A 13,787-nucleotide genomic window follows, 5' to 3' on the forward strand; every position below is an offset into this window, starting at 1 on the left:
ACCTCAGGGGAAAGGCCCGAGATGTGTTCCTAAAGGTCGGGAGGCAACGCGTGCTCCCGACAGGACATTCATCGTGTAACAGCACTCAATTAGAAGCGGTAACTCACAGACGTACCGAGCCCGTTCGCACTGTTCTTGAATTTGGCACTGTATGCACCTCTATTCGCAGAGGCGTCGTTGATCTGCACGCTCTCCTCCCATAGGTAGGAATAAGCAACATCGATCGTGACATTGTCCGCCGGAGTCCAGCCAGCACCGAAGCTGATAACCTTCCGGTCACCCGTAGGAATGCGCGGTCCACGGTTGGTGTTGTTGGTGGGAGACTGGTCGACCGAGAAGCCTGCGCGAAGTACCCATTGGCTGTTCAATTTGTACGCCGTGCCGATAGCGTGAGCCCACGTATCATGCCAGTTCTGTTCTTCGGTAATCGTGCCCAGCGAGCCGCTCAACAAAGGGGGTAAACCCGTGTTCTCGATGGTTAATTCTTTAAAGCGACTCCAGCGTGTCCAGGTACTCCCCAAATATAGAGTCCAGTCATTATTGAGCTGATGAGTCACCGAGAAATCCACTGACTCTGGGGTATCCACATCCAGCGAAGCGTCATAACTCCGGCCGCTGACCCCCAACACGCTAAAGATGCCGTCGGTGACCTTGGTCTTGGCGTCCAAGTGGTAACTGACCTTGGAATGGTAAGTCATGCCCAAGCGAGTTTGGTCTGTAGCCTGCACCAGGATACCGGCGTTGAAACCGAGGGCCGTGTCATCGCCCGTGCTTTTGAGTTTTCCGTCATTGCGACCTGGGCTAAGTGGATTGGGCACCATCCCGGACAGCTCACCGGTGATGCGGTTGATGGTCGGACCGAACCCGATCGAAACTTTGTCGTTGAAGGCATAGCTGATGGTGGGCTGGAACGTAAGGGTCGTGACCTCACTTTTGTTGGCGTAGTAACGCCCGGCAAAACCGCTGCCATAGTCAGTCATCAGACCGAAAGGTACATAAAAACCTACACCGAACGCCCAATGCTCATCGATGGGTTTGACGTAGTAACCCATAGGCACTGTGGTGGTTGGCACCATGTCGCCGTCTTCCTGACCTCCGAATGTACTGCGGGTTTGGCTTATGTCGGTCTTCGCGAATAGAGTCGCCGCGCCCACGCTGACCTGCTCTCTTTTCAATCGAGACATACCCGCCGGATTACCGAAGACCGTGCTCGCATCTTCAGCGGATGAGGAGCGCCCGGCAAACCCGGACCCCATCCCACTGACGCTTTGTTCATTGAGAGCGAAACCGCTTGCAAACACATTTGAAGATGCGAGCACGACAGCGAGGCCAAATGGGCTCTTGAGCAACATTTTTTTCATTGTTTGAACTCTATGGGATCACTGAGATGAAGCAGTAGAAGTAACGGCTCACCATATTTATTCATGTGACCAATTCAGTCAACGGTCACAATGCGAATAAATGAAATACCCTTCGACGACTGGAAGAAGGGCAAAGTGAAAAGCCGTTTTGGTGATGTGTCGCTTACACAGGCATGACGTAAAACCGTTAGCCGAAGGTCAAGGCATGAGGCTACGCAAAATGAGGTTGGCGGTGAGCGTGGGCGCCTCCTCGACATAATCGAGGTTGTACTGCAGGAGTAAAGGATTGACGAAAGGCCGCAAAGCCAGATGTATCGCTTCTACTGTTTCGTCCAGGGGAGTCTTGCGTTCAAATTCGCCGATCTCTCGCCCCTCCCGCACGATTTGCAACACGAAGCGTTTGATCTGTGCGTCATAAGCCTGCGTACTGGGCCAGCTTTCCGACGCCGCAAATGCTGCAATGTCATAGAGTTTTCGGTCGTTAAAGAACAGATTCACGCCTGTGGCGACCACAGTTTTGACCAATCGTCGAAAGCGTTCCGTCGGCGACAGGTCTTCTACATTGATCGCCTGCTTCACAGCCGCGACGATTTCTGCCAGACAATTTGCGCAGATGGCTTCACCGATCGCCTGCTTGGAATCAAAAAATTTGTAGATGTAGGCCTTGGAAAACCCAATGGCCCTAGCCAGGTCGGAAACCGTGGTTTTGCCGTAGCCGTACTGACTGAAGTGTTCGTTGGCCGCCGCAACAATCTGGTCTCGAATGTCGTGATCGGCTGGGCCACGGGGGCTGGGCGAAGCTGAAGATATTGATGGCTGATTCATGGGAACAGCTTACTCACCCAATCGCCGACTGACAACTTGTGACCGATAAGATATCTAGTCACGAATCGGCCATTTTGAACGACTTTTCCGAGCGCCCACAAACTTCATCACTTGAGCCGGTCGACAGTGGCTGCCTCGAAGAGTTGCTGCTGCGCGACACACGACTGATTTATTGGAGAACATTATCTGATAGTCCTTCAGTGGTGAGTGCGGCCGCCGAGACTGGTTCGGGGAACGGAACTGCGAACGAAGGTGTCATCTGTATTAGGCACCATGGTGTCGCAATCCTGTTGGGATAGAGAGGTGGTTTTCATGAACAATATTATCTACATCGTCGGGGCAGTTGTGATTGTCCTGGTTATTCTGTCGTTTGTCGGCCTTGTATAGCCTTAGCTGCCAGCTGAGAGCCATCCTGATGGCGCCTGCCTGACAGGGTGTATTTATGTTGCTACCCCCTGCCCTCGCAACATCGCAATATCCCGCTTGGGGGGTACGCCAAACAGACGGCTGTATTCGCGGCTGAACTGCGATGGGCTTTCATAGCCGACCTGGTAGGCTGCGCTTGATACTTCCTGATGCTCGTTGAGCATCAATCGCCTCGCCTCGTTCAATCGCAACCACTTCTGGTACTGCAACGGGCTCATCGAGGTGAGCTGGCGGAAGTGGTGATGAAAGGTGGGTGTGCTCATCTGCACTCGCGCCGCAAGTTCTTCGACGCGAAGCGCCGAGGCGTAATTCAACTTCAGCCAGTCGATGGCTTTTGCGATGCGATAACCCTGGCCATCGACCGAGGTAATCTGCCGCAACCTGGCGGCCTGATCACTCTTCAAGAGACGATAGTGAATCTCGCGCTGAATCAGGGGCGCAAGCACAGGGATGGCTTCGGGTTCATCGAGTAGCGCCAGCAAGCGCTCGAACGACGCCAACATGGCAGGCGTTACTGAACCAATCCCGACACCTTTCACCACTGATCGATCACGGGTTGGCGGCAAGTCACCCTGCACTATCAGCTCAGCCAGCATGCGCAGATCGAGCTTCAAAGTCAGCCCCAGGCATGGCTGCTCCGGGCTTGCCGCCAGCACCTCAGAATTGGCGGGCAAGTCCAATGAGGTGATCAGAAATCGCGACGTGTCATACGGGTAGCCCTCGCCACCTACCCACAACTGTTTCTCACCTTGGGCGACGAGGATGATGCTTGGCTCGACCATGCAGACGACGGGCGGCGACGGATGTTCGCGCCTGAAAAAGCCCAGGCCCGCAATGGGCGTTCCGTAGTCACCTGGTTTCGGGATCTGCTCGCCAATGATCCGCACGAGCGTTTCTTGTGGCGACAGGTGCTGAGCAGCAGTGTCGTGTTTGATCGTCATGTTCGCCTTGTACCTCTTCGCTGAACTCTAACTCGCCCGCTCGTGACCGTCCTGCAAAAAAACAGAGACTCATAGAATCAGGCAAGTAATCCAGCGCAATGCACTACAGGGAGTCTGGGCAGAGCCGGAAAATGTTCATCCGACAAAGCCATTGAGGACTCTCCCATGCTTGTACAAGCCTATGGTGCTCATGCGGGCGACAAGCCCCTTGAACCGTTGCAAATCATTCGCCGTACACCCGCCGCCCATGACGTTCAGATCGATATTGCCTTTTGCGGCATCTGCCATTCGGACTTGCACCAGGTGCGCGCCGAGTGGGCAGGCACGCAATTTCCCTGCGTACCGGGGCACGAAATTGTGGGTCGTGTATCGGCGGTCGGCGCGCATGTTGTGGATTTCAAAGTCGGCGATCTGGTCGGTGTCGGTTGCATCGTCGACAGCTGCAAACACTGTGAAGACTGTGCCACGGGGCTGGAAAACTATTGCGACGGCATGGTCGGCACCTACAACTTCCCGACCCCGGACGCACCTGGCTGGACGCTCGGCGGCTACTCACAAAACATCGTGGTGCATGAACGTTATGTTCTGCGTATCCGCCATCCCGAAGAACAACTGGCCGCCGTCGCACCACTGCTGTGTGCGGGCATCACCACCTATTCCCCACTCCGTCACTGGAACGCCGGGCCGGGCAAGAAAATCGGCGTGGTCGGCATTGGTGGCCTGGGCCACATGGGCATCAAGCTGGCCCACGCGATGGGCGCCCACGTCGTGGCGTTCACTACATCCGAATCCAAGCGCGAAGCGGCGAAGGAGTTGGGCGCTGACGAAGTGGTGGTATCGCGCAACGCTGAGGAGATGGCCGCGCATGCCAAGAGCTTCGACTTCATCCTCAACACCGTCGCAGCCCCCCACGATCTCGATGCCTTTCTGGTTCTACTCAAGCGCGATGGTGCGCTGACCCTGGTCGGTGCGCCCGCCTCGCCGCATCCATCGCCCAATGTGTTCAACCTGATCATGAAACGACGAACGATTGCCGGCTCGATGATCGGCGGTATCCCCGAGACGCAGGAGATGCTGGATTTCTGCGCCGAGCACGGCATCGTCGCCGACATCGAGTTGGTCCGGGTCGATCAGATCAACGAATCCTATGAGCGGATGCTCAAGGGCGACGTCAAGTATCGCTTCGTGATCGACAACGCCACATTGGCTGGCTAAGCGAAAGGCGCCAGCGAATAACCACTCATCAAAAGGACTATCCAGTGAAAGGCATTTTGCTTGCCCTAGGGCTGCTTGTTACCTCTTTTTCTTCAACGGGAGCCGATTTGTCGAACGGCGCGGACAACTTCTACAAAAGCGAAAAAGTGACGGTAGAAAAGGTCACCTTCAAGAATCAATACGGCATGAAGGTGGTGGGCAATCTGTTCATCCTGAAGAACCTCAATCCTCAATCGAAGAATGCCGCGATCATTGTCGGTCATCCAATGGGGGCAGTGAAGGAGCAGAGTGCAAACCTCTACGCCACAAAAATGGCCGAACAGGGATTTATCACACTGTCGCTGGACTTGTCCTTCTGGGGTGAAAGTGAGGGCACGCCTCGCCAGGCCGTTTCGCCTGATATCTACGCCGAAGACTTCAGTGCCGCCGTGGACTTTCTCGGCTCTCGCCCATTGGTCGATCGTGAACGTATCGGCGTCATCGGTATTTGCGGCAGTGGCAGCTTCGCCATCAGTGCGGCCAAGATCGATCCGCGCCTGAAGGCCATCGCCACCGTCAGCATGTACGACATGGGCGCCGCCAATCGTAATGGCCTCAAGCACAGTGTAACGATCGAACAACGCCAGCAAATCATTCGCGAAGCGGCGCAGCAGCGCAACGCCGAATTCTGGGGTGGCGAAGTCCGCTATACCAGCGGCTCACCACTGAAGCTGACCGGCAACGCCGTGGGTGACGAGTTCTACGATTTCTATCGCACACCGCGTGGTGAGGTCACCCCTGCCGGCGCATCGGCACAGACAACCACCATGCCGACGCTGACCAGCAACGTGAAATTCATGAACTTCTATCCGTTCAACGACATCGAGACGATCTCCCCTCGCCCACTGCTGTTCATTGCTGGCGCCCGGGCACACTCACTCGAGTTCAGCGAGGATGCCTACAAACGCGCGGCAGAACCTAAAGAACTGCTCATCATTCCAGATGCCGGCCATGTGGATCTTTACGACCGGGTCGACCTCATACCATTCGCCAAGTTGACCACGTTCTTCAAAAGCAACCTGAAGTAGCACTGAGCAGTGCCCTGGCCGGGCATCCGTTCTCACGCGCGGCCTCGTTCCCGGGGCCGCGACGCTTCGCGCATTACGGGATTCAATCAATGATCCAACACACGCTCTCAGCCCCGCGAAAACCTGAACAATCATGGGGTGCCGTATTCGCCATGTCGCTCGCCGCCTTCGTCCTGGTGGCATCGGAGTTCATGCCCGTCAGCCTGCTGACACCGATTGCCGCCGATCTGCATATCACCGAAGGGCAAGCGGGCCAGGGCATTTCAGTCTCTGGGCTGTTTGCGCTATTCGCCAGCCTCCTGACCGCTTCGGTGGCGGCGCGGGTCGACCGCAAGCCACTGCTGTTGTCCCTGACCCTGCTGATGATCGTTTCGGGAACCGTGGTCGCGTTCGCGCCGAACTACTGGGTGTTCATGGCCGGCCGCGCGCTGATCGGCGTAGCAATTGGTGGTTTCTGGTCATTGTCGGCGGCAACTGCCATACGCCTGGTGCCTGACGACCAGATCGCTCGCGCCATGGCAGTCGTCAATGGCGGCAACGCTCTGGCGACAGTGATTGCAGCACCTCTGGGCAGTTTTCTCGGAGCCTTCATCGGATGGCGCGGCGCATTTTTGTGCGTCATCCCGGTCGCGGTAATCGCCAGTCTCTGGCTTTGGGCGAGCCTTCCTGCGATGAAGTCGCAAAGCGGTTCAGGCACTGGAAATGTTTTCAGGCTGATGAAAAGCACACCGGTCGCGTTAGGCATGGCGGCGGTCAGTGTCTTTTTCATGGGCCAGTTCATGCTATTTACCTACCTGCGCCCGTTCCTTGAAACGGTCACGCACGTCAGTATTTCCATGCTGTCACTGATGTTGCTCGTCCTCGGCCTGGCAGGCCTCGCGGGAACCTTCCTGATTGAAGCATTCTTGAAAAATGGCCTGCATCGCACCCTCATCGTCATCCCGATATTGATGGCGGCGATCGCACTGGCACTCGTTTCGTTCGGCAGCTCTGCGACTACCACCACCGTCTTGTTGAGCCTCTGGGGGCTGGTTGCGACCGCGGCGCCGGTGGGATGGTGGACATGGCTGGCCAGAACATTGCCAGAGGATGCTGAAGCCGGAGGCGGCTTAATGGTGGCGATCATCCAACTGGCCATTGCATCCGGCGCAACCGTTGGCGGGCTGGTCTTTGACTCGAACGGCTATCAAGCGACTTTCGAGTTGAGCGCCACGCTGCTAGGCGTGGCGGCAGTTCTTGCCTTCCTGGCGGCACGCGCTGCCTCGCGAGAACCTGTTGCATCGGAGAGCATCGCTTGAAAAAACACAAGACATGCCAAGGCGAGTCTTGTGTTCCCTGTGGGGCAATCGGTTGCAGACTGGACGGTAAAATCAGCGTGCGCTGTCGATGATTTGGCCACCGTCAGGCGTCAGGCTATACCCCGTCAAAAATTGCCCATCCTTGCTGGCGAGAAACAGCACCACCGGTGCGATGTCCTCTTCGGGTGATCCATAACGGCCAAGTACGTTAGTGGGCGCAGGCACATCGGCCGCAGTACCCCAAGTGTCTGCGACCGGCATGACATTGTTCACCGTTCCTCAAAGAGCCGTGGACGTTAATTACCGATTCAGGGACAGATGAATCGCTGGTGGCGCCGTTCCGGGCAAACAAAATGATCACCCTTGAAATAGCTGACAGCTGACTGTTCTATGTACGGGCTCAAGGGACAAGCTTTCTTCTCTCGATGGGGACAGACAAGACAATGCTTGTACGTGTCTCACCGTACGCGTTGATCTTCGCAATGATATTTTCGATATCGGCCATTGACCTGGCATAGATCCTGATCAGGTAGGAGTCGTTACCCGTGACGTGCAGGCACTCAACGACTTCGGGTATGTCGTTGAGCGTCGCTATCAATTTGGATTTCGCAGGCTTGAGGGTGGTCATGCCGACGACAGCAGATATGCCGAACCCTAGTTTGGTTGGATCTAACTGAGCGCTATATCCCTTGATGACCCCAGAATCTTCGAGCTTTCGCAACCGATCAGTGGTGGCGGGAATAGAAAGACCTGCGTGCTTGGACAGCTCCGTGATGGAAATGCGACCAAAGTCCTGCACCTTCCCCAAGATTTTGATGTCTATACGGTCCATGTAAGCTCCCACAGCAAAAAGTATAAATTTTAATGAAAAGCACCCGGTTTTCATTAAAAAATAATGCACCAAAATAAAGCAGAGTGCTAGTCTATTTGCAGCCCGGTAAAGCCTAACAAGAACCCGGGTAATCAATAGCTCTGAATCCTTAGCGTTACGCACTGCATAATAAAATATTCTCCTCCAGGGATGGTGTTCGTATGGAAGATGAAAAAATAAAGTGTGAAAAAAAATCCTATCCATCATTCGCGAATTATATTGGAACGCAAGTCCTAAGTTTTCGTGATTTCAAGATGGATCAGATTTTTATGTATTTGGCTGGCGTCGCCCTTTTCTCGGTGGGGGCCAAGTTTTTCATAGTCAGTCAACTGGGGACTGACCCATTAGATGTCCTGATCATCTCGATAAATAAAATACTCATGCTCGGAATGGGCGTTTGTTCGGGTATCGTTTCTCTATTCTTTCTGCTGTGGTGGATGCTCTGGAACAAGAAATATCCTCCGATAAGCCCATTTGTTACAACCACACTTACAGGTCTGTTGATTGACCTCTGGTCCGTGCTGGGGCTTGGAGAGTATTTGATTGTCAGAGTGAATGAGTACACGATATTGGCGATGGGTCTGGTGCTGTGTGCTTATTCGTCTGCACTGATTATCATGAGCGGTATTGGTATCAGAATCATGGACCTTGTGGTGCTTACCATGGTGTCCAAATGGGCGTGGTCATTCACCAAAGCCAAAATGATAATTGAAATTGGCATCTTTTCAACCGGATGGCTTCTAGGCGGGCCCTTCGGTATGGGAACCATTGCATTCTTGTTGGTCATAGGCCCTCTTATACAGCCTTTCATGAATATAAACGCCAGGCGTTTTTCACTTAAGAATTATGGATTGACCAGCGTTTCTTCCGCCTATCAATAACTACTAGGGGATTGCTGCCACTGTGGCGGCGGGATTGTTTCGCCTCGACTATTTAAACCGATGATATTGACAGCAACTTCCGTAAAATGAGGAGTGAGAGATGGACACTACAAAAAATAAAAACTGGACCTTGGAAAGCACGCCTGCAAAGTTGGAAGAAATACTCCCGAACGGCGTTGTAAAGTGTCATCTTTCTCCCCGAAACTGTGTCATTCAGGAGGGTAAAGTAGGTTTTTGCAAGGTGCGCGGAAACAGAGGCGGCCGGTTAGTTACATTGAATTATGGCAAAGGCGTTCACAGCACCGAAGAGACCATCGAAACCGAGGCGGTATTCCACTTTGCTCCCGGAGAGCGAATCCTTTCCCTAGGCAATATCGGCTGCATGCTTAACTGCGGCTACTGCCACAATTGGAAGACCTCTCAGGCCAAGTATGTGACAGACAAAGATGTTTACTACTATACGCCTGAACAGGTTGTAGAAACCGCCTTAAAGCATGGTATACGCGTTATCTCCTGGACGTATAACGACCCTGTTGTCTGGCATGAATTCATCCTCGATACGGCAAAACTGGCAAAGGAAGCGGGCTTAATCAATTTATATAAATCAGCTTTTTTTATCAGTGAAGAAGCCATTGATGAACTATTGCCCGTCATCGACATATTCTCGATTTCGCTAAAATCCATCTCCCCCGAATACTATCGAAAAGTCACAACAGGCTGGGTAGAGCCCGTTCTGGCTGGCATCAAGAAAGTATACGATGCTGGTAAATATGTTGAAGTCAGCACCTTGATGGTTACCGATATCAGTGACGATGAGGATACCGCCAGGAAAATCAGCCAGTGGGTGCTGGATGAACTGGGCCCGAATGTACCGCTCCACTTTGTAAGGTTTCACCCTGATTATAAAATGAGTAATAGCATCAGGACGCCCGTGGATAGACTCCTGAAGGCCCGGGACATTGCCCGGAGCATGGGGGTTGAGCATGTTTATCTGGGTAACGTAAATGATGTCGAGGGCACCAATACCAACTGCAATAATTGTAACGCTCTACTCGTTACCCGCTACGGTTTGAATGCTGAACTGATCGGATTGGATAGCAACGGTTGCTGCACCCGTTGTGGGCACGACGCACACTTCAAGTTACTGGGCGAACACAAAGCGAACATGCCTGTTGAACTGCGAGAGGCTGCATTGACCTCTTACGAGAAGCGAAAGTTCGAGTGGCATGGGGATATCGTATCGCTGCACGCCCAAGTGCTGAATACTGAAGACTTTGAACAGACCGTCTACCTGCGGCGCAACTATACCGACGGGCTCAACAGTGATTGGAAATCACTGACATTGCGGCCGTATGAAAGCTATCGATTTATTATTGCCAAGGCACGAATTGATGAATCAGGCCCTGAAGTCTGGCTTCCCAAGGGGGTGAACTCAAATCTTCATGAAGTATTCGACAGGGCTCACTTCCCAACCGAGTCGATTGAAGAGATTGGTATTTCGCAAAACGACATCACGCCGACCATTGGGTATGAAGGCAAGCAGAACATGTATGAGCAGGTTATCAAACTGGTGAGCAAATCATGAGCGTGTCTACTGAAATACTCCACATCAGGGTCGATGACCGAGAGGCCCACCCATCCGTGACGCCTATTTATCAGTGCAGCGCTTTTAGCGCTGACTCGGCGTTCTTCTACTCGAGAAAAGCCAATCCCAATGTGACTGAGCTGGAACAGGTTGTCGCTGCACTGGAAGGAAGCGAATACGCCTTGGCCTACAGCACCGGAATGAGTGCCATCTACATGGTGCTGGAGCTGCTGAAACCTGGTGGGTCGCTGGTGATCAACAAATATATCTATGGCTGTTCTTATAAGCTGTTTCAGCGATATGCGGCACGTATCGGTGCGAAACTGACGATTCTGGATCTCACCACGGAAAGTGGATTGAAAGAGTTGCCGTCGGACGTGGACATGGTCATTTTCGAAACACCGACCAATCCCTTTCTGAAAGACATTGATATTCATGCGGTCAGCAAGGCGGTTAAGCAAAACAACCCACACGCTCTGGTGGTCGTTGACAACACGTGGGCCACTCCGATATTTCAAAAGCCTCTGAACTTCGGCGCGGATATTTCTCTGTACAGCGCAACGAAGTATTTCTCCGGGCATAGCGATGTCATGGGCGGCCTGGTACTCGTCAACAATGAAATGATTTATACGCGCCTCCTCGAAGGCCGCTTTTACTCAGGCTCAATATTAGCGCCTAATAGCGCATGGCTGCTCCGCAGAAGCATGCAGACATTTAACCTGCGCATGGAGAAACACAGCAACACAACCTCCAGCATGCTCAACTATCTACGGGAACTGCCCTTCATTGAGCATGTATATTATCCACGAGTCGATGGTAAACAATTGACCGGCTACGGTGGCATTGTGTTTGTTGATATTCGGCCCGATCTGGTCCCCTTTTACAAAACCTTCACCAGCTCCCTCAAATGGTTTGGAACGGGTACGGGAATGGCCTGTGTCACGTCAATGGTTGCGCAACCCTTTAGCGGAAGCCATGCCTCGATGACTGAGCAGGAAAAAGCGGATATGGGGATTGAAAAGGGGTTGGTACGATTGTGTTTTGGTTTAGAGGCCCTTGAGGATCTTAAAGAGGATCTGCTTCAGGCATTTGTGGCCATGGAAAATATGGCCAATCAAAAAAGTGCACTTAAACCTGCGTAACAGATGTTAATCATGAGCAACGAGCCTTCAACGGCTCGTTGCTTTTTATGGAGAAGCGAGATTGCCCAGCGTACTCGAAAAAACGATATTCGAAGACCCTACTCTGAACGTTATCCATCTTCTAAATTCCATTTCCAGTGAAAATCCAGAGGCAATCTCTCTGGCTTCCGGTCGACCTGACGACGAGCAATGCGACCTGTCCCTTATTGATAAAGGGCTGGCCAGCTATGCACGATACGCCGTCAATCCGGAACACTCGCTTGCGACACTACTTTGCCAATATGGAAAAACCACCGGAATTATCAACGGCATAATAGCCGAACACTTGCAGGTGGATGAAGGCATAAAGATTTTCAACCCTGAAAGTATTGTCGTGTGTATGGGGTTTCAGGAAGCTGCTACCTTGACACTGCTATCAATTTTTGAAGGAGGTGGTATTTTATTAGTGCCTGACCCTGTGTTTTCCGGAATAACGGGGATTGCGAAATTATTAAGAATAAAAATTGTACCCGTTCCCGAGGACACCTTCCTCGATCCATCTGCCCTGCGCAAGGTAGCTGAAGATCTTGAGTCCAGGGGGGAAAAGGTAAAAGCGCTGTACGCGATTTCAGATTTTAGTAACCCTACTGCTAACAGCCTTTCCTATGAAAACAGAAAGGCCATGCTCTCCTTGGCCAATGAAATGAATTTTTTTATCCTGGAGGATAATGCCTACAGCTACTTCAGGTACGAGGGAGATAAAATCCCCTTGATGAAGTCGATCGACAGTAGTCGAGTATTCCTTCTTGGTTCTTTTGCAAAGTCAATTTTTCCGGGATTGCGTATGGGCTATGTAGTCGCCCCGGAGAACGCTGGGGTGATTTCCTTTAGCGCCAGGTTATGTAAAGCCAAAAGCTTGATCACCGTCAATACACCTGCCCTGTGCCAGGCAATTGTCGGAGGTTTGCTGATAGAGAACAATTACTCTTTAAAACAGCTTAATCAACCAAGAGTGTTGTCTTACAGGCAAAAAAGAAACCATATGATTGAATGCCTTGAACGTGAATTCCCGGTCAAGGCTGGTTCTGAAAGAAGTGTCACCTGGAACCATCCAGAGGGAGGTTTTTTCATCAATGTACAGTTGCCCTTCACCTTTGAATATTTTGAAATGTGCGAGTGCGCCAGGAACTTCAAGGTTATTGTATTTCCCACTTCCTTGTTTTCGCTGACGAATCAGGCTGTCACTCAGGTCAGATTGTCGTTTAGCAATGCGACAGAATCAGAAATCAAACAAGCGATAGGTAGCCTCAGGGCGTACATTGAATCCAGAATTCAGTAAAGCATCCTCCCGTCAAACCGTAGGGGATTGATGCCAAGGCTTACTCATCAGCCAATAAGAAATAAGCCTTGCCTCATTTCCCTATTAAGCTGCTGTGGCGAGCATAACGCCAGTGGCTACTTGGTAGGCACCCAGAATGGTGATGGTTGACCCGGAAAAATAGTTGATCAACCTGAGCTTTGATTGGGAGATTCTGGTCTTGAATATGGAGGAGAATCCGCTCAATCCCAGCCACCAGACAGCCGAGCCTAGAAATATACCTGTCACCATAGGCAGCACTGAGTGCTGACCGCTTTGATCATTAGCCATGCCGTCGCTCATGGCAGCAAATATCGCAATAAACGACAGGATGGTCATTGGGTTCGACAGTGTCAAAAACAGTGTACTCAAGTAGGCTTTTAACAGGTTGGCTCGTTCACCCGCCAGGGCTGTTGAGCTCGCTTTCGATTTTATTGTTTGATAACCAATGTACGCGAGGAACATCCCCCCCAAAATACACAACCATGGCTTAAAGCTAATGAGTGTCGCTATGATGACTGTGATTCCCAGCGCACCGACAAATCCATAGATCGAATCGGCTGTGGCCGCCCCTAACCCTGTCGCGAAACCTGCTCTCCATCCAAGCGCAAGGCTCCTCTGTATGCACAACAACCCAATGGGTCCCACAGGGGCTGCAATACAAAGCCCAATGATCATCGACTTAATGAAAATCAACATAAATGCACCTCCGCAATTGATGCTTAAAGGTTAGGGGAAGTGCATTTTTTTATGAATTAATTATTTATTCCTATAGAGGCTTTTTCGATAATTTTGTAAGAAGTATTCTTATTTTTCCTTCATTATTAAGGTGCACTCTG

Annotated in this window: 13 protein-coding genes; 7 read left to right on the plus strand and 6 right to left on the minus strand. The window is 52.0% G+C overall.

Annotated elements, in window-relative coordinates; translation table 11 throughout:
• Nucleotides 1-89 precede the first annotated feature (89 nt).
• The 3 genes from AC1DQM_RS05610 to AC1DQM_RS05620 form a co-directional block, all read right to left on the minus strand.
• Nucleotides 90-1,361, minus strand: a complete 1,272-nt coding sequence (locus AC1DQM_RS05610) for an OmpP1/FadL family transporter (protein WP_018927738.1) — start codon at nucleotides 1,359-1,361, stop codon at nucleotides 90-92.
• A gap of 198 nt (nucleotides 1,362-1,559) precedes the next feature.
• Nucleotides 1,560-2,186 carry a TetR/AcrR family transcriptional regulator gene (locus tag AC1DQM_RS05615; protein ID WP_138867302.1) on the minus strand — a complete coding sequence of 209 codons (627 nt, stop codon included), beginning with the start codon at nucleotides 2,184-2,186 and terminating at the stop codon, nucleotides 1,560-1,562.
• A 440-nt stretch (nucleotides 2,187-2,626) separates the two neighbouring features.
• Complete coding sequence (locus tag AC1DQM_RS05620) at nucleotides 2,627-3,553, minus strand: AraC family transcriptional regulator (protein ID WP_138867301.1); 927 nt, start codon at nucleotides 3,551-3,553, stop codon at nucleotides 2,627-2,629.
• A 165-nt stretch (nucleotides 3,554-3,718) separates the two neighbouring features.
• On the opposite strand from AC1DQM_RS05620, the gene AC1DQM_RS05625 reads away from it, so the two are divergent.
• The 3 genes from AC1DQM_RS05625 to AC1DQM_RS05635 all read left to right on the plus strand — a co-directional run bounded on the left by AC1DQM_RS05625 (nucleotide 3,719) and on the right by AC1DQM_RS05635 (nucleotide 7,133).
• Nucleotides 3,719-4,768 carry an NAD(P)-dependent alcohol dehydrogenase gene (locus AC1DQM_RS05625; protein WP_018927735.1) on the plus strand — a complete coding sequence of 350 codons (1,050 nt, stop codon included), beginning with the start codon at nucleotides 3,719-3,721 and terminating at the stop codon, nucleotides 4,766-4,768.
• Between the two features lie 44 nt (nucleotides 4,769-4,812).
• Entirely contained in the window at nucleotides 4,813-5,835 is a 1,023-nt protein-coding gene (locus tag AC1DQM_RS05630) for an alpha/beta hydrolase (RefSeq protein WP_086945756.1), read from the plus strand.
• An 89-nt stretch (nucleotides 5,836-5,924) separates the two neighbouring features.
• Nucleotides 5,925-7,133 (plus strand): MFS transporter, encoded by a 1,209-nt coding sequence (locus AC1DQM_RS05635; protein ID WP_168206162.1) that lies wholly within the window; start codon nucleotides 5,925-5,927, stop codon nucleotides 7,131-7,133.
• A 72-nt stretch (nucleotides 7,134-7,205) separates the two neighbouring features.
• Here AC1DQM_RS05635 and AC1DQM_RS05640 read toward each other — a convergent pair whose 3' ends face one another.
• Both AC1DQM_RS05640 and AC1DQM_RS05645 read right to left on the minus strand, forming a co-directional pair.
• Nucleotides 7,206-7,394, minus strand: a complete 189-nt coding sequence (locus tag AC1DQM_RS05640) for a short-chain dehydrogenase/reductase (protein WP_081791079.1) — start codon at nucleotides 7,392-7,394, stop codon at nucleotides 7,206-7,208.
• Between the two features lie 139 nt (nucleotides 7,395-7,533).
• The gene (locus AC1DQM_RS05645; RefSeq protein WP_019578517.1) at nucleotides 7,534-7,965 is read right to left on the minus strand and encodes an Lrp/AsnC family transcriptional regulator; all 432 of its coding nucleotides are present in this window, start codon (nucleotides 7,963-7,965) and stop codon (nucleotides 7,534-7,536) included.
• 200 nt (nucleotides 7,966-8,165) lie between these two features.
• Between AC1DQM_RS05645 and AC1DQM_RS05650 the strand changes: the two genes are divergently transcribed.
• The 4 genes from AC1DQM_RS05650 to AC1DQM_RS05665 all read left to right on the plus strand — a co-directional run bounded on the left by AC1DQM_RS05650 (nucleotide 8,166) and on the right by AC1DQM_RS05665 (nucleotide 12,930).
• Nucleotides 8,166-8,885 (plus strand): YczE/YyaS/YitT family protein, encoded by a 720-nt coding sequence (locus AC1DQM_RS05650; RefSeq protein WP_018927730.1) that lies wholly within the window; start codon nucleotides 8,166-8,168, stop codon nucleotides 8,883-8,885.
• Nucleotides 8,886-8,985: 100 nt separating this feature from the next.
• The gene (amrS, locus tag AC1DQM_RS05655; RefSeq protein ID WP_018927729.1) at nucleotides 8,986-10,470 is read left to right on the plus strand and encodes an AmmeMemoRadiSam system radical SAM enzyme; all 1,485 of its coding nucleotides are present in this window, start codon (nucleotides 8,986-8,988) and stop codon (nucleotides 10,468-10,470) included.
• Complete coding sequence (locus tag AC1DQM_RS05660; RefSeq protein ID WP_018927728.1) at nucleotides 10,467-11,612, plus strand: trans-sulfuration enzyme family protein; 1,146 nt, start codon at nucleotides 10,467-10,469, stop codon at nucleotides 11,610-11,612. The genes amrS and AC1DQM_RS05660 overlap by 4 nt, the downstream gene beginning before the upstream one ends.
• A 61-nt stretch (nucleotides 11,613-11,673) precedes the next feature.
• Nucleotides 11,674-12,930, plus strand: coding sequence for an aminotransferase-like domain-containing protein (locus AC1DQM_RS05665; RefSeq protein ID WP_138867300.1), 1,257 nt, complete (start codon nucleotides 11,674-11,676; stop codon nucleotides 12,928-12,930).
• Between the two features lie 84 nt (nucleotides 12,931-13,014).
• Here AC1DQM_RS05665 and AC1DQM_RS05670 read toward each other — a convergent pair whose 3' ends face one another.
• Nucleotides 13,015-13,647, minus strand: coding sequence for a LysE family translocator (locus AC1DQM_RS05670; RefSeq protein ID WP_018927726.1), 633 nt, complete (start codon nucleotides 13,645-13,647; stop codon nucleotides 13,015-13,017).
• Nucleotides 13,648-13,787 lie beyond the last annotated feature (140 nt).

This window comes from Pseudomonas sp. 01L34 (assembly GCF_056400265.1).

Coding starts and splice junctions, on each gene's coding strand:
- AC1DQM_RS05615 (WP_138867302.1), bottom strand. CDS start 2,186: ATGAATCAGCCATCAATATCTTCAGCTTCGCCCAGCCCCCGTGGCCCA.
- AC1DQM_RS05610 (WP_018927738.1), bottom strand. CDS start 1,361: ATGAAAAAAATGTTGCTCAAGAGCCCATTTGGCCTCGCTGTCGTGCTC.
- AC1DQM_RS05670 (WP_018927726.1), bottom strand. CDS start 13,647: ATGTTGATTTTCATTAAGTCGATGATCATTGGGCTTTGTATTGCAGCC.
- AC1DQM_RS05645 (WP_019578517.1), bottom strand. CDS start 7,965: ATGGACCGTATAGACATCAAAATCTTGGGGAAGGTGCAGGACTTTGGT.
- AC1DQM_RS05640 (WP_081791079.1), bottom strand. CDS start 7,394: ATGCCGGTCGCAGACACTTGGGGTACTGCGGCCGATGTGCCTGCGCCC.
- AC1DQM_RS05635 (WP_168206162.1), top strand. CDS start 5,925: ATGATCCAACACACGCTCTCAGCCCCGCGAAAACCTGAACAATCATGG.
- AC1DQM_RS05660 (WP_018927728.1), top strand. CDS start 10,467: ATGAGCGTGTCTACTGAAATACTCCACATCAGGGTCGATGACCGAGAG.
- amrS (WP_018927729.1), top strand. CDS start 8,986: ATGGACACTACAAAAAATAAAAACTGGACCTTGGAAAGCACGCCTGCA.
- AC1DQM_RS05620 (WP_138867301.1), bottom strand. CDS start 3,553: ATGACGATCAAACACGACACTGCTGCTCAGCACCTGTCGCCACAAGAA.
- AC1DQM_RS05650 (WP_018927730.1), top strand. CDS start 8,166: ATGGAAGATGAAAAAATAAAGTGTGAAAAAAAATCCTATCCATCATTC.
- AC1DQM_RS05625 (WP_018927735.1), top strand. CDS start 3,719: ATGCTTGTACAAGCCTATGGTGCTCATGCGGGCGACAAGCCCCTTGAA.